At 40.8% G+C, this 21,006-nt stretch carries 22 protein-coding genes and 1 tRNA gene; 9 read left to right on the forward strand and 14 right to left on the reverse strand.

Going from position 1 to position 21,006, the window contains the following annotated elements:
- Positions 1 to 281: 281 nt before the first annotated feature.
- The 3 genes from H6G75_RS06335 to argF form a co-directional block, all read right to left on the reverse strand.
- Positions 282 to 1,757 (reverse strand): DNA phosphorothioation system restriction enzyme, encoded by a 1,476-nt coding sequence (locus H6G75_RS06335; RefSeq protein WP_190979108.1) that lies wholly within the window; start codon positions 1,755 to 1,757, stop codon positions 282 to 284.
- 97 nt (positions 1,758 to 1,854) lie between these two features.
- Positions 1,855 to 2,460: a transcriptional repressor LexA gene (gene lexA, locus H6G75_RS06340; RefSeq protein WP_190979109.1), complete on the reverse strand. Its 606-nt coding sequence runs from the start codon at positions 2,458 to 2,460 to the stop codon at positions 1,855 to 1,857.
- 144 nt (positions 2,461 to 2,604) lie between these two features.
- Positions 2,605 to 3,525 (reverse strand): ornithine carbamoyltransferase, encoded by a 921-nt coding sequence (gene argF / locus H6G75_RS06345; protein WP_190979110.1) that lies wholly within the window; start codon positions 3,523 to 3,525, stop codon positions 2,605 to 2,607.
- A 243-nt stretch (positions 3,526 to 3,768) separates the two neighbouring features.
- Between argF and H6G75_RS06350 the strand changes: the two genes are divergently transcribed.
- Positions 3,769 to 3,840, forward strand: a tRNA-Thr gene (locus H6G75_RS06350).
- Positions 3,841 to 4,119: 279 nt separating this feature from the next.
- Positions 4,120 to 4,581 carry a hypothetical protein gene (locus H6G75_RS06355; RefSeq protein ID WP_190979111.1) on the forward strand — a complete coding sequence of 154 codons (462 nt, stop codon included), beginning with the start codon at positions 4,120 to 4,122 and terminating at the stop codon, positions 4,579 to 4,581.
- A gap of 119 nt (positions 4,582 to 4,700) precedes the next feature.
- Here the strand turns inward: H6G75_RS06355 and H6G75_RS06360 are convergent, their stop codons facing one another.
- Together H6G75_RS06360 and H6G75_RS06365 are read right to left on the reverse strand one after the other, a co-directional pair.
- Positions 4,701 to 5,507 carry a prohibitin family protein gene (locus H6G75_RS06360; protein WP_190979112.1) on the reverse strand — a complete coding sequence of 269 codons (807 nt, stop codon included), beginning with the start codon at positions 5,505 to 5,507 and terminating at the stop codon, positions 4,701 to 4,703.
- A gap of 61 nt (positions 5,508 to 5,568) precedes the next feature.
- The gene (locus H6G75_RS06365) at positions 5,569 to 5,745 is read right to left on the reverse strand and encodes a hypothetical protein (protein ID WP_190979113.1); all 177 of its coding nucleotides are present in this window, start codon (positions 5,743 to 5,745) and stop codon (positions 5,569 to 5,571) included.
- Positions 5,746 to 5,820: 75 nt separating this feature from the next.
- Between H6G75_RS06365 and H6G75_RS06370 the strand changes: the two genes are divergently transcribed.
- Positions 5,821 to 6,093 (forward strand): hypothetical protein, encoded by a 273-nt coding sequence (locus tag H6G75_RS06370; RefSeq protein WP_190979215.1) that lies wholly within the window; start codon positions 5,821 to 5,823, stop codon positions 6,091 to 6,093.
- Here the strand turns inward: H6G75_RS06370 and H6G75_RS06375 are convergent.
- Together H6G75_RS06375 and H6G75_RS06380 are read right to left on the reverse strand one after the other, a co-directional pair.
- On the reverse strand, positions 6,090 to 6,455 hold the full coding sequence (locus tag H6G75_RS06375) for a Lin0512 family protein (protein WP_062296530.1): 366 nt from the start codon (positions 6,453 to 6,455) through the stop codon (positions 6,090 to 6,092). The genes H6G75_RS06370 and H6G75_RS06375 overlap by 4 nt on opposite strands.
- Before the next feature lie 169 nt (positions 6,456 to 6,624).
- The gene (locus H6G75_RS06380) at positions 6,625 to 7,134 is read right to left on the reverse strand and encodes a pentapeptide repeat-containing protein (protein ID WP_190979114.1); all 510 of its coding nucleotides are present in this window, start codon (positions 7,132 to 7,134) and stop codon (positions 6,625 to 6,627) included.
- A 14-nt stretch (positions 7,135 to 7,148) separates the two neighbouring features.
- Here H6G75_RS06380 and H6G75_RS06385 point away from each other — a divergent pair, with 14 nt between their 5' ends.
- Positions 7,149 to 7,676: a YraN family protein gene (locus tag H6G75_RS06385; protein WP_190979115.1), complete on the forward strand. Its 528-nt coding sequence runs from the start codon at positions 7,149 to 7,151 to the stop codon at positions 7,674 to 7,676.
- Positions 7,677 to 7,775: 99 nt separating this feature from the next.
- Here H6G75_RS06385 and H6G75_RS06390 read toward each other — a convergent pair whose 3' ends face one another.
- A complete protein-coding gene (locus tag H6G75_RS06390) occupies positions 7,776 to 8,165 on the reverse strand; it encodes a hypothetical protein (protein ID WP_190979116.1) in 390 nt (129 codons plus the stop codon).
- Positions 8,166 to 8,385: 220 nt separating this feature from the next.
- On the opposite strand from H6G75_RS06390, the gene queA reads away from it, so the two are divergent.
- On the forward strand, positions 8,386 to 9,525 hold the full coding sequence (queA, locus tag H6G75_RS06395) for a tRNA preQ1(34) S-adenosylmethionine ribosyltransferase-isomerase QueA (RefSeq protein WP_190979117.1): 1,140 nt from the start codon (positions 8,386 to 8,388) through the stop codon (positions 9,523 to 9,525).
- Between the two features lie 260 nt (positions 9,526 to 9,785).
- Here the strand turns inward: queA and H6G75_RS06400 are convergent, their stop codons facing one another.
- Both H6G75_RS06400 and H6G75_RS06405 read right to left on the reverse strand, forming a co-directional pair.
- Positions 9,786 to 10,025, reverse strand: coding sequence for a hypothetical protein (locus H6G75_RS06400; protein WP_190669703.1), 240 nt, complete (start codon positions 10,023 to 10,025; stop codon positions 9,786 to 9,788).
- A 61-nt stretch (positions 10,026 to 10,086) separates the two neighbouring features.
- Positions 10,087 to 10,299 carry a chlorophyll a/b-binding protein gene (locus H6G75_RS06405; RefSeq protein WP_190669706.1) on the reverse strand — a complete coding sequence of 71 codons (213 nt, stop codon included), beginning with the start codon at positions 10,297 to 10,299 and terminating at the stop codon, positions 10,087 to 10,089.
- Between the two features lie 379 nt (positions 10,300 to 10,678).
- On the opposite strand from H6G75_RS06405, the gene H6G75_RS06410 reads away from it, so the two are divergent.
- Positions 10,679 to 11,812, forward strand: a complete 1,134-nt coding sequence (locus H6G75_RS06410) for a tetratricopeptide repeat protein (RefSeq protein ID WP_190979118.1) — start codon at positions 10,679 to 10,681, stop codon at positions 11,810 to 11,812.
- 280 nt (positions 11,813 to 12,092) lie between these two features.
- Here the strand turns inward: H6G75_RS06410 and H6G75_RS06415 are convergent, their stop codons facing one another.
- Positions 12,093 to 13,274: a GNAT family N-acetyltransferase gene (locus tag H6G75_RS06415; RefSeq protein ID WP_190979119.1), complete on the reverse strand. Its 1,182-nt coding sequence runs from the start codon at positions 13,272 to 13,274 to the stop codon at positions 12,093 to 12,095.
- Between the two features lie 64 nt (positions 13,275 to 13,338).
- Positions 13,339 to 14,034, reverse strand: a complete 696-nt coding sequence (locus tag H6G75_RS06420) for a RibD family protein (protein WP_190979120.1) — start codon at positions 14,032 to 14,034, stop codon at positions 13,339 to 13,341.
- Between the two features lie 301 nt (positions 14,035 to 14,335).
- On the opposite strand from H6G75_RS06420, the gene H6G75_RS06425 reads away from it, so the two are divergent.
- From H6G75_RS06425 to H6G75_RS06435, 3 genes are all read left to right on the forward strand, one after another.
- The gene (locus tag H6G75_RS06425) at positions 14,336 to 16,315 is read left to right on the forward strand and encodes a hybrid sensor histidine kinase/response regulator (RefSeq protein WP_190979121.1); all 1,980 of its coding nucleotides are present in this window, start codon (positions 14,336 to 14,338) and stop codon (positions 16,313 to 16,315) included.
- A gap of 66 nt (positions 16,316 to 16,381) precedes the next feature.
- Positions 16,382 to 16,534: a hypothetical protein gene (locus H6G75_RS06430; protein ID WP_190979122.1), complete on the forward strand. Its 153-nt coding sequence runs from the start codon at positions 16,382 to 16,384 to the stop codon at positions 16,532 to 16,534.
- Positions 16,535 to 16,641: 107 nt separating this feature from the next.
- Positions 16,642 to 17,199: a PEP-CTERM sorting domain-containing protein gene (locus H6G75_RS06435; protein ID WP_190979123.1), complete on the forward strand. Its 558-nt coding sequence runs from the start codon at positions 16,642 to 16,644 to the stop codon at positions 17,197 to 17,199.
- Positions 17,200 to 17,260: 61 nt separating this feature from the next.
- Here the strand turns inward: H6G75_RS06435 and H6G75_RS06440 are convergent, their stop codons facing one another.
- Both H6G75_RS06440 and H6G75_RS06445 read right to left on the reverse strand, forming a co-directional pair.
- Entirely contained in the window at positions 17,261 to 19,609 is a 2,349-nt protein-coding gene (locus H6G75_RS06440; RefSeq protein WP_190979124.1) for a PhoX family phosphatase, read from the reverse strand.
- Between the two features lie 474 nt (positions 19,610 to 20,083).
- Entirely contained in the window at positions 20,084 to 20,902 is an 819-nt protein-coding gene (locus H6G75_RS06445) for a DUF928 domain-containing protein (RefSeq protein WP_190979125.1), read from the reverse strand.
- Positions 20,903 to 21,006: the final 104 nt, after the last annotated feature.

The raw sequence follows: 21,006 nt of genomic DNA on the forward strand, positions 1-21,006 counted from the left end.
GAGATGATTGATAATTTTACATCCGCCATCTGACTCTTACTCGCATCTTTAATTTAGGGTAATTATGGGGAGGAAAATTTTAAAATTTTTTGACAAAATTCAGGTTTATTATGGTGAATTTACTGATATACTGATTTTAGGTTGAATCTTGATCATAATGGAGTGTATGTTGCTTTAAAAATCTTGCTGCTATCCCATTATGATCAAGATTAATTATTCCATGAATCACCGAGATATTTTCAGGTAGCAAACAAAATTTTACAAAATTAACCGCAGATGGATTAAACATCTAATAATCCATAGCGTTTTTGTAAGTCTAACAACTTCATTCTCGCTTCCCCAGCGTTATCGGCTAAATCGGCAAATTCAACAAAGCGCCGTAGTTCTTTTCTTAATAAATTGCGCTCAACTTCTATAGTTTCTCTGTCTAAATCTGGTGGCAGCACAATCATATCGTAAATAGTCGCCCGTTCCTTACTCGGATGAGGGCGTAAAACTCTGCCTCGGCGTTGAATAAATTGGCGAGGATTTCCCGAACTTGATAAAATCACCGCAGTTTTAATGGCGGGAATATCAACTCCCTCATCTAAACAGCGAATGGCGACTAAACCTTGTAACTCACCATTTTCAAATTGACGGCGTAAAACTTCTCTTTCTGCTAAAGGCGTTTGGGCTGTATAGGTACTAACTTTATAACCTAAATCTCCTCCCAGAATTTTCACAACTGCTTTGAGTTGTTGGAGAGATAAACGTCCCGTTTCCAATGAACCATCACTACAATAAAAAAGTGTATGAGTAGTGTCGCGACGTGTTGCCATTAATTGCCGTAATGCAGTTAATTTATTGGCTGCTGCACCAACTAATCTCGCCCGTTGCATTAATAAAGGTTTTAAATCTTCGTTGTCTTCAAAGTTGGGTGACTTTTCAGTTTTGCGTTCTCGATAAAGTAAAGAACGCCCGATTTTTTTAGTTAACTTTAAATAGGCAATGCTTTCGGTTTCCGTTAACTCTACCAAAATTGGATAATACAAATAATGTACCAAAGCACCTTGTGCGATCGCATCCCGCAATGTAAACTCTGGTTGCAGTACCGGGCCGAAATAATCAAATAAAGATTGCGTACCGCTATCATCAAAATATCTTTCCGGTGTGGCAGATAAAGCCAACCGCAACCCAACCCGCCGGGGTAAACTTTCCTCTAACTTAGGTGCGCCTAAATTATGGGCTTCATCCCCAATAATTAACGTTTTTGGCGGTAAATACTTGAGTTGCGATTGGAAACCTTCACCAATTAATGTCGAGTTGGTCGTAATGATGGTGATAAAGCCTTGAGAACCAGAACGCAAATTGTAAAGTTGAGTAGAAAGTTGACTTTGCCAACTGCGAACATTCTCAAAGGCTAATATCGGTTGTAAATTAAACTTTTCGCATTCTCGCGCCCATTGGGTGACAAGATGACGATAGGGACACACCACCAACAATACTTGTAAGTTAATTTGCTGGTACAATTCACAAGCGATCGCCAATGCAGTAATAGTTTTACCACTACCAGTCGCCATTTTTAATGTTCCTCTGCCATTGTTAGCAAACCAGTTAGTAACAGCTTGGCGCTGATACGGGCGCAATTGCAGAGATAGCGGTAGCCTCGGACATCCTGGTAGTGCTTGGTGATGATACTTACCCTTACCTTCCCTAGCAAACGGTATTCTTAGCCGGAAAGTGGGTAGCTGCTGCACTGAATTTTGCGTCAGGTACATAAAAAATCAAAAACAAAGTTGGTGATGAACCCTAATACAAAGTCAAAAGTCAAAAGTTAAAAGTAAAATTTTTTCTTTTGCCTTTTGACTTTTAACTTCAGTTGTATCCACGCCAAACGCCGACAAGAGAACCTTGCACCTGTACCTGCATTGCCGAAACTTCAATCGGGCTATATTTTTGGTTAGCAGGTTGGAGAGTAACGCGATCGCCATTGCGGTAAAAACGTTTTAATGTATTACCGTAACCATCCACCCGCGCTGCCACAATTGTGCCATTTTTTAACTGATCTGGTTCTAGGACTGGGCGTAAAAATACCACATCCCCATCAGCAATTAAATCTTCTATCATACTGTCGCCTGTCACCCGCAAAGCATAGGTTTGTGGCGGTAAAGAAAAGTTGCCAAAATCTAAATAATCGACAGCCTCTGTGTAAGGTTCAATTAAACCACCAGCCGCGATATTACCTAAAATTGGTACACCTTGCTTGGCTGGATGTAAAATCCGAATTGTGCGAGCTTTACCTTCAGTCCATTCAATGTAGCCTTTATTTCTTAAATGTTCTAAGCGACTTTGAATTGGTGCTGGCGATTTCAAATTCATCGCTTGCATCATTTGGCGAATTGAAGGAGAATGTTGGTGAAGTCGGATATATTCTGCCAACCATTCATATAATTCTTGTTGCGCTTCTGTTAGTCGTTCCATAATAATTATTGCCAGTAAATACAAATGTCCCTAGAACATTAGTACTACAAAAAATTCCAGATAACAAGGTGAAATAAAAAAATAAAAGGCAAAAGAAAGAAAAAGTTTAGTTCTTTTGCCTTTTATCTTTTTAATTGTTCCTGTTCACTCAGCCCCCAAAATACTAGCCAGCAAGGCTTTTTGTGCGTGAAGACGATTTTCGGCCTGATCCCAAACCCGTGAGTGTGAACCTTCAATTACTTCTTCAGTAATTTCTTCACCGCGATGGGCTGGTAAACAATGTAAAACAATTGCATCTTGATCAGCCAAACTCAGCAATTGTTCCGAAATTTGATAAGGTTGAAAAACTGGCATTCGGTCATCAGCTTCTTGTTCTTGACCCATACTTGCCCAAACATCAGTGTAAAGTACCGATGCTTCTTTAGCAGCTAATTCTGGATCATGAGTCAGCAGAACTTCTGTTTTACCCGATGCGATCGCTCGTGCTTGTTCTACAATTTTGGCATCAGGTTCAAATCCTTTGGGAGTAGCAACCCTAACATTCATCCCCGCCAACGCACAACCCAGCAACAAAGAATTAGCTACATTATTGCCATCACCAACATAAGTCAAAGTTAAACCAGCCAACTTCCCAAAACATTCTTGAATCGTCAACAAATCAGCCAATATCTGACAAGGATGTTCCGCATCTGTCAAAGCATTAATTACCGGAATTTTGGCATAGTTAGCGAAAATTTCTAAATCTTCCTGGGCAAAAGTCCGAATTGCCAAAACATCTAAATATCTATCTAACACCCTTGCTGTATCTTGGATCGGTTCGCCGCGACTCACTTGGGTAACATTAGGATGAAGATCAATTACCTGTCCACCCAATTGATACATCGCTACAGTAAAACTCACCCGCGTGCGAGTCGAAGCCTTAGAAAACAACAAACCCAACACTTTATTACACCGCAACTTTAGCTGTTGAGATTTCAATTGCCCAGCTAATTCCAGAATTTCTTGAAGTTCCGTTGGACTGAAGTCCGCCAGACTTAATATATCTCGTCCGATTAACACTGCCATGTTTTTGATCTGTAAAGAACAATTATCTATTGCTGTTTCTTTACCTAGCCGTGTCAAAAAAAATACAGTTAACCACTGTATCCAATCTTTTTGCGTCCAGCCCAGGATTTTGAGTTAGCTTTTGCTATGAATATTAATTTATCAACTTTATTGACCAATCAAATCAAGGATTTTTTTGCAGCTTCCTCTAGACAACCATCAAGCTTGTGCTATAATTATAAATCGGTGATACTTAATCACAACGCCAGCATAGCACAGTGGTAGTGCATCCGACTTGTAATCGGAAGGTCGCAGGTTCAAATCCAGCTGCTGGCTTTTGTACACTCGCAGATTACATGTCGCAATTTGCAAGTTAATGTCGCTTTGACTGTTTTTAGACTCAATATTGATTGACCAGATTTTTCGCAAATTAATGTCGTTAGAGGGATGAGATTGGTATGAGGAAGGGATCGCTATTTCTCAACCTATATCTCATGTATTAACTGCTGATTACCTAACTAATGCAGCAAAATTACAAGAATCTTAAGATTTTGATAGACTTAATGTCCAGTTTGCGTTTAAAATACACTAAGCCGAGAGGAATAGTGTGTATTTATGGAAAGCGCCCAAAAAGCTAGTCAAGAGTTGAGTTTAGCAGTAAATACAGCCCCAGAGCGATCGCCCCAGACTGTTCCTCAAGAATCCCAGAAAAATATTTTCAAAAAGCTGAGAGGTGGATTCTTGCTGGTTTTGGGATATTTACTATCCCCTTTATGTTGGTGGAATGACATCGTATTTAATTTACCCATTGCTTACTTTTTTGGGTACTTATGTAGTTTATTTTCCCCAAAATTGCTCATACCTTGTGCCATCGTTGGTTATTGGCTGTCCAATGTTGTGGGAATTCTCTTGATGCAATATGGTTCTAAAGATATCTTTCAAAAGAATTCACAAGAACGCAACCTCAAAAAAGAACTGTTATCAGGGTTAGTTTCTTCCACAATTTACACTATCGTAATTATTTTACTGATTCAATTGAAGATACTAGAAGCACCTGTCTTATTCGCTAAGAGTTAATAGCAATCCGAGTTGATTTGTGAAAATTGAGAGGCTCAGATCCCCGACTTCTTTAAGAAGCCGGGGATCTTGTCGTTCACAAATGATTTAGGACTGCTATACTTTCTATTCCTGATTTACTATTTATAAGCTTTAAGTAATTCACTAAAATTCCAGATTTTCGGATTTTCTTTACCAATAACTAGCGGTAACTTGCCATTCCATTTTTCGATTGCTTGTTTTTGCAGTAATTCAGGAGTTAAGCCATCCCGCAATAATCTATAAATTTCCGCCTCACCTCTGGCTAAATTAACTCTTGCTTCTGCTTCTTTCACAGCTTTCAAAGCTAAAAACTCTGCTTTTTTAGCTTCTTGTTCAGCAATTTGTTTTGCTTCTACCGCCTCACCAAATCGCTCCGAAAAATGAACATGAACTAAAGAAATATCATCAACTGCAATATGATAGCTACGTAAACGAGTAGTTAAATCTGAGTCTAAACCTAATTTGACATTTCCACGTTTAGTAATAATTTCTTCCGCAGTATACTGGGCAATGATCGCTTTGATAACTTCTTCTACAGATGGATTAATAATGCGGGAAACGATATTTTCTTGGTTGCCAATTTGTTGAAAAATAATATTGGCTTCTTCGGGTATTATATGCCAGTTCAAAGCCACATCAGTAAACACATCTTGTAAATCTTTAGAAGCTGCTTCAGTAGATATTTCCTGTTTCTGCACACGCACACTCAGCTTTTCAACGGTATTCACTACTGGAATAATTAAATGCAGCCCTTCTCCCAGGATTTGTTCTTGTACCTCGCCAAATTTCATTAACACCCCACGTTCACCTGCATTCACTATCACGCAAGGCGTGAGAAAAATAGTGATTAAAACTAAAAGCGCCGTCAATTTACCAGCACTATTAAAAGCTTTATTGTTTTTCATCTTCGTCTATAAAACCCACTAGTCTGGAGTAGAGTTAAAATACTCTTTTTTAAGTTGCCAACTAGTGGCTAATAATTAAATACACTAAATTGATGGGAAAATAGTTTTTATGACTGAACAAAAGTATGACATAGCCTTGTCTGCTAAACAAGCTTAGAGGATATCTGCGATCGCCTACAGTAATCCCCATAAATACAGCACCTTGCAAGCCTGCTGAATTTTGGGATATGTATTTCATTCCACATCAGGTATCATGCAATCTGTCTACGCTATTAGTAAACTAGTAGAGTTGTTTGGTGACAGGGATGGAAAGATGAAAGTTTGGATTGCTTGCTTTGTGCTATTGTTCGCGTTGGCAGAACTGTTTGACTGGTTACAAGAATTTTCTTTGCCATTGCCCATTTATATTTTAGGTGGGGCATTTTTAGCCGTTGCTTCTAATTATGACAAGATTGTGGGTTCTTACTTGGGTAATACATCAATTGCAGCATCACTCGAAACACCACAATTAGATGTACCCACTCAACCCTTAGCCTCGATTTCTCATACTGTTGAGGATGTGCAGAAATCGGAAAACCAAGCTTAGTCTGTTTCGATGAGGACTGTCACCGCAGCGATCGCAATTAACATATCATCATTTTTATCATTCAGAGAGGGAATCGCCCGTCCCTGAACCACCATTCCCCCAGATTCAACATTTATCGTTTTGCGTCCAAAGGGTAGTACTGCGAGAACCTCATCTGTTCTCACTTGTTCGGGATAAGGTACTGCTACTTGCACTTCTACAATCATCTCATTAGGATCATTCAACCCAGCCACTTCCCAGACTCCGGGTAAAGCATTGTGCGCGATCGCATTTCGGACTGCTCTTGCAGCTGCTACAGTTGGTTCCTGTCCATGCTGATCTACACCCATCCCCATCTCAATCACTAACCGTTTACGCGCCACAGTCACCTCCTGGAAAAGAACTAATAATAAATTGAATAGAACTTACCTATGAAAACGAAAAATCAACAGTTTGGGAAAGGGTTTAAGGGTGAAAGGTTATATGCGTGTAGATGAGAAACAACTCTTACACCTTCACACCCTTAAAAACAACCTTTCTTCGTAATTCCTGTTAAGGACAAAACAAAGTATCACGGGTTTCTCGTCCTGTGGTGGGATTAGTACCTTTAGCTACCTTGCATAATTTTTTTTGTTCATCTGGACGCAACAGAACATCAGTAAAATCGGCTCCATCAATAATTGCGCCGTCAAATTTGGCATTAGCCGCAAATGCACCTTCTAAAACTGCATTAGTCAAATTTGCTTTAATTAGACGTGCTGAATCTAACGTGGCATTTGTCAAGTCAGTTCCCTGTAAATTTGCTGACTCTAAATTGGCAGCAAAGAAACTTACACCACGCAAGTTACTATTGCTAAAGTTACTTTGACGGAGATTAGCTTTGGTAAAGCTAGAATCTGTTAAATCACGTTCCGAAAAATCAGCGTCTATCAATATTTCTTTGTTATATTCGAGTGCTAAAGCTGTGGGCGCATAATTAAAAGTGGCTGTGACGCTAAATAATGCCAACAGCAATAAACTGAGTATGCTTGCCCAAATGCGATCGCTTAACCTAGAATTCATGGTACTTTTCACCAATGGCGAATCATCCTCCATCCCATTATCTCGATATTGGTCAACAAGGTGAAGACTTAGTTACACAATGGTTACAGTCTACAGGTTGGTTGATTTTACATCGCCGCTTTTCTTGTCGTTGGGGAGAGATTGATATTATTGCTCAGTATCAAGGGGGAGAAGGAGGAAAGAGGGGACAAGGTGGACAAGGGGGACAAGGGAGACAGCACTCAGCACTTATAACTCAGCACTCTACACTTGCTTTTGTTGAGGTGAAAACTCGCAGTTCAGGAAATTGGGATGCAGGGGGAAGAGACGCTATTACCCCACAAAAACAGGCAAAACTCTGGCGTACAGCAGAAATGTTTTTAAATCAATATCCCGAAAACGCTGAATATCCCTGTCGTTTTGATGTGGCTATTGTGGGTTATCAGCAAATATCTAAATTAAAAACTCAAATTACTTCCACCCAAGATGCTGTATTTAGTGCATCAATAGGGGATTATAAATTTTTTCTGGAAGAATATATTCCCGCAGCTTTTGATTTATAAACTCGCTGATTAAAGTGAGGGCGAATAATAATTGATCACAACTGAAATAGTTTGTTAGCAATTACAGATTCTTTCTAGCCGCCCTCACTATAAACAGTTTCACGCTAAGGTTTCTGGACAGTAGCCTAATCCACGAACAAACTGTTGGCGGAATGCTTCAATTTCTTCTCTCTCTGGGCTACCATGAGAGACGATCGCTACTTGATAGCGGCGCATTACGTCTACTGGACACTGACCAGCTTCCAAACTCCAAAGTGCCATTTGTACACGCATAGGTGGTTCGTAGCAAATTCCTAATTCATTTAGAAAAGCTCGAAAGTCCCCATCCTGTTGCGTTGAGATTTGACCTTTAAGTTTGATCCTAACCACCCAGCCATCTATTTGATGAATCACTGTAACGAAAGAGACAGGCAACTGGGGTGTGGCGTGCAGATGTTGAACGACCCTCAATGTTAGACTAGCATTTGCCAGATAATACAAATATTCCATGTTGGTGCTTGGGATCAAAGCCAATCCTACACTTCTATCATCCTCAATAGATCACTTTCGCGGTAGGGTAGAAGCCCCCGTCTTTGAATGGGGAGTTTTACCCAATTCATAACCAATCACTAGGGATTACCTAATGATGTCCCTTGGAAAACTCTATGACTGAAATGGTGTTTTCCTTAGAAAATATCAAATAAACCCGTATAAATTAGCATAACCTTCAATGGAGCCAGCAATAACAAAAGAAAATTTTAATAAAGTTACAGATACAGGAGTAGAAGACAGACAGTTAGATTGTTCCTTAACTGGCTATGACTACATACTACCGCCAGAACTAATTGCTCAAAATCCGGTAGTTCCTAGAGATAGTTCTCGCTTATTAGTAGTCAACTCTACCGCCACAGGTAACAATTTAGCCCCGCTACACCACATCTTCCGCGATTTACCAGAACTCCTGCGCCCTGGCGATTTGTTGGTGATGAATAATACAAAAGTTATCCCCGCCAGACTGTACGGGAATAAATCTACAGGGGCAGAAATTGAAGTATTACTGTTAGAAGAGAGGCAAAATAACTGTTGGTTAGCTTTAGTCAAACCAGGAAAGCGGTTTAAATTAGGCTCACAAATTATTTTCTCTGGTAAAAATTCCTCTACTCCCCAATTAACAGCTACAGTTTTAGAAAATGATGCGGCGACTGGCGGGCGGTTGTTGCAATTTGATGTACCGCCAGGAAAATCTTTGGTAGAACTGTTAGATAATTTTGGTGAAATTCCTTTACCACCTTATATAACTACCACAGCCGCAGCTGATGAACAATATCAGACAGTCTATGCCGAACAACCAGGTGCGATCGCTGCACCCACGGCTGGGTTACACTTTACTCCAGAATTACTAGCAAAGTTGCGCGATCGCAATATCCATCAAGCATTTGTCACACTGCATGTTGGTGTTGGGACATTTCGCCCTGTGGAAGTGGAAGATGTCACCACCCACGAAATGCACGAAGAATGGATTGAAGTTCCTGCGGCTACAGTAGAACAAATCCGCGCCACGAAAGCTGCTGGGGGCAGAATTATTGCAGTTGGTACAACAGTCGTGCGCTCTTTAGAAGGTGCGGCGCAGTCTGGAGAATTGCAACCATTTTGTGGCAAAACCAACTTATTTATTTATCCTGGCTATCAATGGCGGGTAGTAGATGGGTTAATTACTAATTTTCACCTACCGCGTTCGAGTTTACTTATGTTGGTGAGTGCTTTAATTGGCAGACCAAGATTATTGCAAATATACCAAGAAGCGATCGCTGCCCGATATCGTTTTTATTCTTTTGGTGATGCTATGCTAATTTTGCCAGTCAGCACCTAGCCCCGACGAATGGAATTCGCGCGCCACTTGCTTCAAGTCGGGAAACCCGCCCAACGCAGTGGCTTGGCTATAAAAACAAAGTCCGTCTACGCGGACTAACATTAAATTCAGGGTTTTTCCCTTTAGCCGCGACTTCAGTCGCTAGGTGCAAAATTTGAATAAATAAACCCTGAATTATTACGTCAACATTAAAAAGAAGCCCTAGTGATAACATAGGGCTTCTTTTTAATCTATTCAATTGATTAACGAAAACCAACGGCTTAACCTACATTACTGAAAAATGTTTCCCAGAGGCTGCCTACAGTTACCATAGCAATTATCAGATTAGTGAAAAACCTACCTAATTCAACGTTTTGACCCAATGTTTTGTCATCTTGACCTTTACTAAAAAATAGTGACCAAGCTTGGTTAACATTGATTGTTTCAAAGTTGTTGAAATCAGGGCGAAAAACCACAGATCCAATCATATCTTTTTTAGGAAAATCAAAATCAGTTCTCATAAATTGCCTCATTAAATTTCTATTTGTTGATTGAGTCAAATTCTAAAATAGTCAAACTTATCTACAGGTTTGTTAGCCAACCGATTAAGCTATGTCCGGTGATGATTTCTACAGCGATGATTGAGACAAAACCAATCATTGCCAAACGCCCATTGAGTTTCTCTGCATACTCGGTAAAACCAACTCGTGGGGTTTCTTCTACATAAACTTTTGGTTCAATTGCATAGTTGTTGAGTTGACCGAGTTCATTCATGGTGAAGCCTTTGCTGATCATCTCTTTTTTCCTTGGCTGGTTTATGTAACTAAATATAACAAAATGTAAATAATATTTGCAATATATTGACAAAAATAGTTTATAGTGCAAACCATACTAAACGAAGTTGTAAATACCGAACTCAAACAAAAATCAAGATTTTGCGGAGGATGAAGGCGTATAGGGGCAAAATCAAGTCAAAAATTTTCTGACTTTTGAATTTTGACTTCCCCGTAGGAGTGTATGTATCTAAAACCCTGACACCCTGTCACCGTTCGGCTGACGCTCACGGCGGAAGCCTATTACCTGTCCCCTGCTATATTCATCTGGCACTTTTAATTTTTCCAGCTGTAGTGGGTACTCTGACATATAGAACTCACTACAATACAGGCTGCTAATTATGTATAAACACCATCAAATTCGTCAGTGGTATTGCGGCTTTCCTCAGATGGCGTTTCACCAAATGATTAATTGGCGGAAGTCGCATTTAACAATCATCTCAGCGGCCTCGGCGTTTTTGGTATTGGCTGCACCATTAGTAATAAATTTACCGGGAAGTCGGTTATTAGCAGAAAATGTGATCTCTCAAGATTTGGATGCAGCGATTTTTTACCAAAAAGGAGTGACGCTATATAACCGCAAAGATTTAGACGGTGCGGAATCTGCCTTTCGTCAAGCCTTGGAACGTGACCCAAATATTGGGATGGCGCGGAATTATTTGGGGAATATTCTGTTAAGACAAAATCGCCTGGATGCAGCAGTGCAAGAATATGGCGAGGCAATTAGAATGAACCCCAACCAAAGTGAGGTTTATTACAACTTGGGGTTAGCGTTACAACGACAAGGACAGAAAGAAGCTGCTGTCACCGCTTACCGACAAGCTATAGTTATAGATCCCAAAATAGCCACAGCCCAGTACAACTTGGGTGTATTGCTACATGAACTAGGACAACCACAAGAAGCGATCGCAGCTTATCAACAAGCGGCTAATCTAGATAGTGGTAATGAGAATACCTTTTTTAACTTAGCGATCGCGCTGCAAGAACAAGGAAAATTAGAAGATGCGATCGCAGCTTACCGTCAAGTTATCCAACTCAACCCCAAAAATACTGTCGCCTATAATAATATGGCTGGTTTGTTGGTAGTCCAAGGACAGACGGCTGAGGCAATTAATGTTTATAGACAAGCTATTCGCCAAAACTCCAAAGATGCCGTCGCCTATCACAACTTAGGTATCACTTTATACAATCAAGGCGAACTCAAAAAAGCAAACGCAGCCTTGAAAAATGCCCTGAATAACTACCGCACACAAGGTAACACCGAACAAACTGCCAAAGTTGAACAACTAATGCAGCAAATTACCCAGCAAATCGCCCAACAGAAATTACAAGAACAACAACAGCGTCAAGCAGGTAAAAAACCCGCACCAACTGAAAATGTAGCTACACCAGAACAACCCACCCCCACAACACCCGAAGGAACACCAGCTAAACCTGGAGATGTGCCGGTTTCTTTTGGACAAGAGAGTAAATAAAAAAGATAGGTGTAAGGGTGTAGGGGTGTAAGTGTTTAGAGGGTGTTTGAAAAGTGGTTGGTTGTGATTATTAGCATTTCTTGATCCCCCCTAACCCCCCTTAAAAAGGGGGAAATGCTTCAAAGTCCCCCTTTTTAAGGGGGATTTAGGGGGATCTAAAATGTTTGGCTTACCAACAATAGGATTTTTAAAACATCTTCTTAAAAACCCTTACAACATTCTCTAAAACCCTAATTTTTCATTTTCTTGCGTCAGTCCTATATATTTCATACTTCACACTTCACACTTGTTTTTGACTAAATGGCATTTCCTCATTAATGGCGGCAATTTCCTGCTGTTCTAGTTGATTCACCTCTTTAATATATGGAAGTAAAATTTGTGCCAGACGCTGATTGTAAAAGCGATGTAGGCTGTAATTGGGTGTAGCTGGAAATCCACGGCGTTTTTTGTGTCTACCACCTGCACCGGGATCGAATAATTGGATATTATTAGCGATCGCCCACTCAATTGGTGTGTAATAGCAAGCATCAAAATGCAGGCAATCGATTTCTTGAAAACTCCCCCAATAACGCCCATACAATCTCTCACCTTTATAAAGGCAAAAAGACATACCCACAGGGTGACGATTGTCATGTTCGCTATAGGCAGCAAAAAACACCACCCGATGGCGATAATCGGCGTGTAGCTGTTCAAAAAATTGCTTTGTTAAATACTTACTGCCCCACCAGCCAAACTTATCACAAGTATCGGCGTAAAATTGGTACATCAAGGGAAACAAAGATTTAGGAATGTCATCACCAGTGATTGGCTGTAGTCTTAAACCCGCCTTTTCCACTGCTTTCCGTTCCCGCTTGATATTCCGGCGCTGATTGGCGTTGAAAACTCCTAAATAATCGTCAAAATTATTAAATCCGGTATTTTCCCAAATATAGCTGTGGTGCAACCAAGAACTAAACCCGTTACGTTCCAGAACTGGCCGCCATTCGGGATCAACATAGAGAAAGTGACAACCAGAAATGCGGTATTTGTTGCAGAAACAGTCAATTTCATGCACCATCATGGCGGTGATTTCGTCTTCATCTTCTCCTGGCGCGATTAAGAAGCGATAACCTTCAGCCGGTGTAAAGGGAGCCATCCCCAAGAGTTTAGGATAATACTGCACACCGATGCGATCGCTTAATTCTGCCCATTGATGATCAAAAACAAATTCACCATAACTATGTCCTTTTAAATATAAAGGCGCAGCTGCAATCAAGGTTTTGTCACGCCACAAAGTTAAGTGATTTGGCAACCAACCAGTTTTGTCTGTAGCACTATGGGAAGTTTCCAAATTTTTTAACCATTGCCACTCCAAAAACGGAGTTTTCAAGGGCAGTGCTAAAGCATCCCAGGCACTTTGCGGGACTTCGGCAATTTTATTAATCCAGGCAACAGAATAGCGCGGCTTAAGTTGTTCCACCATCTTTTTCAAGGATGAAGTATGAAGTGTGAAGTGTGAAATTGATTTGTCAGACTTCACACTTTTCTTAGTCTAATGTTCGTTGCACTTGATAGTGTAAAAAGACCTCTTGCTCAACTTGCTTAACTTCCAAAAGTTTGAGCCGAGGAGCTAGATTCGCTAGAAATCCCTGTCCTTCTACTGGTGTACGTGCTGTAGTCCCACCTAAAATCAACGGGCAAACAGTCAGCCAAAATTCGTCTATTAAATCTGAGTTAACCATAGAAGCTACTAATTGACCACCACCTAAGACCGCTAGGCGTGTTATATCTATAGATGCCAAATGCTGTAAAAAAGCAGCAGTGTCAATTTTTCCAGTTGAGGTTTCAAAAACAAAAATCTGTTCAAAAAATTCTGAGCGTTTTTGCCAAATCGTTGCTCCCACTGTTGTTGTCAATAACCAACGTGGGATAGGCTGGTTAAAAAACTTGATTTCCGGATTAAAATCCGCAGACTGTGTAATCACTATATGAACCGGCTGGGGAGTCTTCCCCGCTTTGATTCGATGTTGCAGCAGTGTTGGATGTGATACGGTTAATGTCGTACCGTAAGCACGCAGTGTACCAGCACCGAAAAGAACGGCATCAGAGGCAGCGATTTGTGTTTCCAGGTGTGCTTTATCTGCCACAGAGCCAAATCGAGCAGGCGATCGCCTAAAATCTGCTATTTTGCCATCTGCACTCATTGCCAAAACTACTGTGGTATGAGGACGATGTTGCGTCATTGGGTTGGTTTGATAGTCTGAGGATTTTCTTGCTAGTGTGTTGATTGTAAAAAATCTTTGCACAGCAAGCTACTGTTTACCAATTTCATTACTTTACTGTTATGCAACATAAGCCGCGATTACATCTAGTACATAAGAGTTTTGGTATACGATATTTCTTTTTGCACATTCAATGTTTGATACTGTTAGGGATCGTCAATAAAACCCTCCCAACGTAACAAAATGTCTCATTTAGCTAATCTAATTGCATATTGTTTGCTGTTGTGGTTTGCAGATGTGAAGTGAGACAGTGAGACACCCGATGGCTAAGTCCCGTCAATCGTCGTTTAGACGTATTTTAGTAACAAGAATTTTGCTGCTGTTTGTCCCAGTGTTGTTACTGGGAGAACTTGTGGCTTTAAATAAAGCACGTTCTAGCTTGCTAAAAACTGCACGCCAAAATCTGACAGAAAGTGCAGTTCTCAAAGGAGAGAAAATAGCTAATGAGATTGCTAGTCTCAAAACCAGTTTATTAATTGCCAGTAAAACATCGGTATTGGGAAAAGGTTCAGAGGCTGAAGTCCAAAACTTTATTAGTCAGATAGTTCAAGAATTACCAACCTACGTTGAATGTCTACAATTATCTGATTTGGAAAACGGCACTATCATTGCTAGTAGTTGTGGTGACAAACCAATCAGAGAACCAAAACTACCCTTTGTGACTGATAGTCCAGTCGAAATCAATCCAGTACTACCACCCAAAGCAGGTACCACTGGTCAAAGAGATACAGAAAATCAGCTGCAAATGGTTCTCTCTGCCCCGGTTTACAATCAAACTGGGCAGTTAAAGTATGTTTTGAGTGTGCAATCATCGCTATACAAGCACACCAAAAATCTCCCAGGCTCACTCACAGGTTCTACATTGGTAATTGCTGACGATGGCACAATCTTGGCACACCCCATACCAGAGAGAATTAACAGCAATATTCAAGAATACCCTGATGCCAATAGTTTGCAAAGCATTATTCAAAATGCAATAACAGGTCAAAGCAACTCTGTCAACTTATCGTTTCAAGAAGGTAAAGAATTAGTTGCTGGCTATAGTGTAATTAGCAATCCGATCGCCAAACAACCACCACAATGGATTATCTTAGCCGTTACCAGTGTAGATAATGCCCTGTTTGGTTTAGAAGAAATTAAATTGATTTTGATAGTGCTAACAGTGGGTTTGATTGGTGCAACTTTGTTAGCATCTTTATACTTGGCTCCTTATTTAGCAGGCCCTGTAGAAGAATTGCGGGATTATGTGCTGAACATTCACAGTCATCATGCAGCCCAAACAGTACCACAGACTTTTAAAATTCGGGAGTTTAATCAACTAGCACAAGCAATTGACCAAATGTTTGACAGGCTGAAAGCTTGGGCGGAAGAATTAGAAAGTGCTTGGAAAGAAGCTAAAACAGCCAACCAAATTAAAAGTCAGTTTTTGGCGACAACTTCTCATGAGTTGCGTAACCCCCTGAACATTATTATTAATTGTGTACGCCTCGTGCGAGAAGATATGTGCGATAACCGCGATGAGGAAATGGAGTTCCTCAAACGCGCTGATGAAACCGCCATTCACTTGCTAGGAATTATCAACGATTTACTGGATATTTCTAAAATCGAAGCCGGGAAACTTTCTGTGGTTTCCGTCCCAATGGATTTACGACAAACACTGTTAGAGGTGATTAATATCCAATCAGTGAATGTGCAGCAAAAAGGCTTACAGTTAAAAACAACTTTGGGTAATGAGCCGATTCCAGTCAAGGCAGATGCGGCTAAACTGCGCCAAGTATTAATTAATATTATTGGTAATGCTACTAAGTTTACTGATGAAGGCAGTATTGCGATCGCCGCTATTATTGAACATAGTAATCACCATTCGCAAGTTGTTGTTTCTGTTACCGATACAGGTTTAGGAATTGAACCATCCCAACAACACAAGTTATTTCGTCCCTTTGTACGGATAGATGGTGGCTCAACACGTAAATTTGATGGTACAGGATTAGGACTGGCAATTTCTCGCAACTTAATTGAACTGATGGGTGGTAGCATTTCCTTAGAAAGTGCCGGTCTAAACCACGGAACCACGGTTAAGATTACTTTACCCATTATAGATAGTGAGAATGGGGAAAATTTTAAACCTACCTCTGAAGAAGCGGAAATCCCAGAGGTAGATTCTTTTGACCAAACTCAAGCCGCAAAATCTCAGTTAGATAACTATCAACTACCATTAGTAGAAAATCTCTTCAAAAGTTGAGCATCTGCAACAGACAAAAGAATTTTATAAAAATAGCGGGCATTGCTGAATGAGGGGATGAATTTGATGTCTTGGAAATTTTTAACTCCTTATTCTCTCTGCGTCTTTGCGCCTCTGCGTGATATAAATCATCCCGCAATTATGCAACGCCAAATAGCGGTAGTCAATCAGATTAGGCAAGTGTTGATAGCTGAAAGCCTTGATCATAAATTCGTCTGAACTACTTAACCTTTTATTCTATTTTTCTTAACCTCTAAAGATAACTTCAAAGTTTATTTAAGTGATATTGCCACATCATTTACTTTTGAGCTTTGGAGCTTGGTCTGATGAAATCATCTCAATACTTGGGCATTGCTAGTTTAGCGATCGCTCTATCTTTAGCGACTGTTGAAGTTAAGCCAACACAGGCGGCGGTATTTAATTATAATTTCACTACAAATGTGACTTCTGGTGCTAACCCTGGTCAATATTTTGGTTCATTGAGATATGATGACACTAACTTAACTGGTGTTGGTGCAGAAAATCTTGATGTCAGCAATGGATTATTATCTGTTGTGTTTGATTATCTTGGTACTCGTTATACAGAAACTGATGATGTTGATTTTCCCGCCGGAATTGCACCCATAGTTAGCTTTAACAATGGTAATTTTGTCGGACTCAGCTACTTAGTAGAAGATCAGTTTTTCATTGGTGATGTTAATAATCCCTTAACTGGCGGAAATCGCTTTTATAGCATTGTCAGTGCTGACTTAACATCTGCAACAGAAACAGGCACAGTGACTTACACTAGAGTTCCAGAACCCTTGGCGCTTGTAGGAACAGCGATCGCTACAGCTACCGGATTTTGGGTAAATCGTAAGAAAAAAGCATCGGTAACACAATAAAAAAGTAGGGTGGCTAATCATCGCCACCCTATTTAATAACACTCCTGTTACTGAAACTTATCTAGACAAATCTGCCATTAATTGGGTTGCGGCGTTGGATACCAATTACCGATGGACGAGGAGCGCCTTGGGGTTGACCTTGAATATTGCTAGGCCAACTACTACCACGAGGAACAGTACGAGTCTGATTGAATAGCGTACCATCCAAAGCCAACATTTCTATTGAGCGGCTGAGAATTGTCCCATCATTAATTGGGGAATCTTCACCAGGATGCTGGACGGAAATAATCAGTGTATCGCCCACAAAAGTCGGCCCTGTCATTTCACAACGCACAGGCCCTTGAGCAAATGGAAAGACTCTTCCCGCATCAGGGCCACTGGTGGGGATAAAGAACAGCCAATTATTACCAAACACACCCGTAAAACTGGAGATATTACCCGTACTTGTGTGATTGATAGTTGTGGGATTACCAGCAGCACCAACGTTAAAACCGTTATGGGTACCGGTGGACATATCCGTTACACCCCAAACGTTGGCTTGATTATCAAATACTAAGTTGTCTACACTGGCAAAACCAGCACCATCTTCTGCTCCGGCTTCACCACCTTGAACAAATCTTTGCCATCTAAAGGTGAGTCCAGTGCTATCTGCACTATCTTCAATAATTTTGTAAAGTCCGCCTGACTGTTGAGTAGCATTCACAGCAGCACTTAACTTAGCCACTTGGAAAATGCGAGAATCAGGATAACCGTCACTTCCAGGCGCACCATCAGTGTACGAAATGAAGACTTCTCTGCGATTGATAGGATGTATTTCCAAATCTTCTGGGCGGGCGGTAGGAGTTCCCCCAATTAAGTTAGCAGCGAGGAACGCATCGCAGAGAACCGCACCTTGGCTAGTGTAGAAATCTTGGAGTGTTCTACCTTGATAATCTGGTAAGGCTATAGCTTCGTTAGTGCGATCGCAATTAAATGCTCCACCATTAACAGTCTGTCCAGCCACACCATTACGTCTGGGTAGTGGTAAACGACCTTGATTTTGTGCTACACCACGCGCCGCAAATTCTACAGATGAAATTACAGAAGGGGAGAGCGGGTTTGTGGGGGTATTGAGCCGTAAAGGTAGCCATTGGCCTGTACCATCTGGATTGTAACGAGCTACATAGAGAGTACCGCTTTCCCATAAATTGCTATTTGCTTTACTGGTGGGTGAAGTCACAACAGCATCACTAATAAATTTCCATGTGTGTCCGCCGCGTCGATCATCACCCATATAGGCAACTAATTTTTTCCCAGCTTCCACACGCATAGTAATGTTTTCATGGCGGAAACGACCCAAAGCTGTATGTTTGCGGGGACGGAAATTGGGATTAGCTGGGTCAATTTCTACCATCCAGCCATATTTTTCGCCAATTAAACCAAACCTTTCTCCAGTTGTTTCAGGGGTGTAACCTGTTTGAGAACCATTAGGTTGGACTGCTTCTGTCACACCGACAAAAAAGGCAGAAGCACCTTGGAAGTTTTCTTCCGCAGATAAGATTGTTCCCCAAGGTGTTGTACCACCAGAACAGTTGAACGCAGTACCAATAATTTTGTTACCCAATCCATCAGCATTTACACTTTCAAATACTTGGGTTGCAGCTGGGCCAGTACCATATAAATAATTTTGGTCGCCTTGTTGATAGCTAAGAGTTCCCCAGCTAGTAACGCTTTGATATCTATCGGTTCTTTGGCGGTTGATTCCCAAGCCAGACAAACCATGAATCCGACGATTTCGGGGATCTCTAACTACGGTAAAACGTCTAGCAGAGTTGCGGCGAGAGATGCGAACAATTGAACCGCCTACGTTGTATAAAAATTCTCCATCTAGTTCCACACCTCTGGTTGCTGGTAAAGACCGACCAATGACTGGTGGAAATGTTGTTGGTAGCCCTTGAACATCAGCAGGCGCTTCTGGTGCTAAAGCCGAAAGGGGAAAACCAACATATTCATGATTCACCCACAAAAAGCCTTCATCATTGGTTCTGCCCAGAGGAATGAAACCAGTGTAGTCGCAGTTGTACCCAAAATATTCATCAGGGTTGGGAAACACGCGATCGCCCCAACTGACGATAATGTAACGCTCAAATTCTGGCGGTACAATCACATCATCAACAACATTGTAGCTAGGCAAATTGGGACTGGTAGAAGGTGCAATTACTTGTCCTTGTCCAATTCCTGTTGGTAAGAAACTAGGTTGAGTTTGATAAATCGGTAAAGGATGCGGTAAACGTACTGGTGTAAAGCTTAGTGGAGTTGTTGTTGCCTCGGCGACATTAGACAAACCTGTTAAAAGTTTGTCTCCCAATACAGCAGCCCCCGCACTGCCACCAAAAAATATAAGAAGTTGTCTTCGACTTAATGTAGACATCAAATTTTCCTCTGTTGTATCAGGAGAAATTTACTAGTAACCAACTCTTTTCCAAGCTGAAGAAATAACTCAAATTATGTGAGTTTTGTCAGTTTCAAACTTTAGTAAACCGACTTTAAAGCGTAGGTTAACACTGAGATTATCGTTAAAGTTTCACACTATATCCCAGATTTTACTTAACCTAATTACCAATAATTATTAGTAGGTTATATAATGGTTAACTTAAAATTATGACTATCAACATAGTCATAATTTCTGTTGTTTCTCACAAAAATATCCCCAATTTCTTGAAGAAGTCGGGGATTTGACATTACATCTGTATTGAGTAAGCAACTAGTACAGTTCGGCGTAAATAAACCGACCACACTTCGACGGCGCTCAGTGACCATAAGAAATTGCTAAAAGGCTTGTTGTATCAATATTCTTTCTTTTTCTTTTTGACCTTTTACTTTTGCCTTGTTGTACTAGTCTCTTTTATTGACTAGCTGCTGTCGTGGGATGGAGGGGGATTAATGGCTGCTTAGACATTGCTTCTAATCCTACTGATTGTAAAACATCATCCCAATCTCGGACTAAAGTTAAGTCATTGGGATGGGAAGCACGTAAATCAGCCAAGGTTTTTAATGTGTCATGCCAGTAACCATTTTCTGCATAGATGATGACACGTTGTTTAGGTGTTGCTGTTTGTAATTTACTTGCTAATGTTGGGGGTACTTCGATACGTTCAATCCAGCCACTAGCAATTGGATCGCCACTGCGATCGCCGTTGGTAGAATCACACAGTAAAGAAAAACGCCATTGATATTTTTTGCCAACTTCCAACCCCGAAAAATCTGTAGGTAAGGTGTAGCTCATAATGCCACTGCTGGCTGTGATCGGCAGAGTTTTGTCAAGTAATTCTTCTCCAGTTTCATCCCTGAGTAAAAACCCAGCTTGCTGTGCAGAGGTTTGGGGAACATTGACAAAAAATGCCGGGCGATCGCTCACTGTCAATTCTACGGGAATTTGATTAGCGGCACTCTTGGGTGGTTTGGGTGGTAAAACTCCACTGATATTTTGCGGACTACATTTTCCCCTAGCTGCGCCGGCTTCGAGATTGCGAGAACCACGAATTCCTGGCACTTTAAATTTTAATAGAGAACGGCGACGCGGGAATAATCTAGGTGTAGAACGCGGAATACTGAATTGAGCAATGCTATTAGTGGGTGCTGCAATTGTAGGGATTGTCCCCAGCCACAAATCGGGAATGAGAGTTAAGCCTAATGTAATTAATAGTAAGTTTCTATTGAGCATATTTTTTACAATATGTATGTTTTTATTAATGACTATTTCATACTATTTCAAGTTTCATTTTATGAATCTCTTCTGCCTAAATTTAGTTAATTTAGGCGTAAGAT

Source organism: Nostoc sp. FACHB-280 (assembly GCF_014697615.1).
Classification (GTDB): domain Bacteria; phylum Cyanobacteriota; class Cyanobacteriia; order Cyanobacteriales; family Nostocaceae; genus Nostoc_B.

Coding starts and splice junctions, on each gene's coding strand:
- H6G75_RS06420 (WP_190979120.1), bottom strand. CDS start 14,034: ATGACGCAACATCGTCCTCATACCACAGTAGTTTTGGCAATGAGTGCA.
- H6G75_RS06360 (WP_190979112.1), bottom strand. CDS start 5,507: ATGAAAAACAATAAAGCTTTTAATAGTGCTGGTAAATTGACGGCGCTT.
- H6G75_RS06380 (WP_190979114.1), bottom strand. CDS start 7,134: ATGAATTCTAGGTTAAGCGATCGCATTTGGGCAAGCATACTCAGTTTA.
- H6G75_RS06435 (WP_190979123.1), top strand. CDS start 16,642: ATGAAATCATCTCAATACTTGGGCATTGCTAGTTTAGCGATCGCTCTA.
- H6G75_RS06365 (WP_190979113.1), bottom strand. CDS start 5,745: ATGAAATACATATCCCAAAATTCAGCAGGCTTGCAAGGTGCTGTATTT.
- H6G75_RS06415 (WP_190979119.1), bottom strand. CDS start 13,274: ATGGTGGAACAACTTAAGCCGCGCTATTCTGTTGCCTGGATTAATAAA.
- H6G75_RS06410 (WP_190979118.1), top strand. CDS start 10,679: ATGTATAAACACCATCAAATTCGTCAGTGGTATTGCGGCTTTCCTCAG.
- H6G75_RS06405 (WP_190669706.1), bottom strand. CDS start 10,299: ATGATCAGCAAAGGCTTCACCATGAATGAACTCGGTCAACTCAACAAC.
- H6G75_RS06385 (WP_190979115.1), top strand. CDS start 7,149: ATGGCGAATCATCCTCCATCCCATTATCTCGATATTGGTCAACAAGGT.
- H6G75_RS06335 (WP_190979108.1), bottom strand. CDS start 1,757: ATGTACCTGACGCAAAATTCAGTGCAGCAGCTACCCACTTTCCGGCTA.
- H6G75_RS06355 (WP_190979111.1), top strand. CDS start 4,120: ATGGAAAGCGCCCAAAAAGCTAGTCAAGAGTTGAGTTTAGCAGTAAAT.
- H6G75_RS06430 (WP_190979122.1), top strand. CDS start 16,382: ATGTCTTGGAAATTTTTAACTCCTTATTCTCTCTGCGTCTTTGCGCCT.
- argF (WP_190979110.1), bottom strand. CDS start 3,525: ATGGCAGTGTTAATCGGACGAGATATATTAAGTCTGGCGGACTTCAGT.
- H6G75_RS06445 (WP_190979125.1), bottom strand. CDS start 20,902: ATGCTCAATAGAAACTTACTATTAATTACATTAGGCTTAACTCTCATT.
- H6G75_RS06370 (WP_190979215.1), top strand. CDS start 5,821: ATGAAAGTTTGGATTGCTTGCTTTGTGCTATTGTTCGCGTTGGCAGAA.
- H6G75_RS06425 (WP_190979121.1), top strand. CDS start 14,336: ATGGCTAAGTCCCGTCAATCGTCGTTTAGACGTATTTTAGTAACAAGA.
- queA (WP_190979117.1), top strand. CDS start 8,386: ATGGAGCCAGCAATAACAAAAGAAAATTTTAATAAAGTTACAGATACA.
- lexA (WP_190979109.1), bottom strand. CDS start 2,460: ATGGAACGACTAACAGAAGCGCAACAAGAATTATATGAATGGTTGGCA.
- H6G75_RS06440 (WP_190979124.1), bottom strand. CDS start 19,609: ATGTCTACATTAAGTCGAAGACAACTTCTTATATTTTTTGGTGGCAGT.
- H6G75_RS06400 (WP_190669703.1), bottom strand. CDS start 10,025: ATGAGAACTGATTTTGATTTTCCTAAAAAAGATATGATTGGATCTGTG.
- H6G75_RS06390 (WP_190979116.1), bottom strand. CDS start 8,165: ATGGAATATTTGTATTATCTGGCAAATGCTAGTCTAACATTGAGGGTC.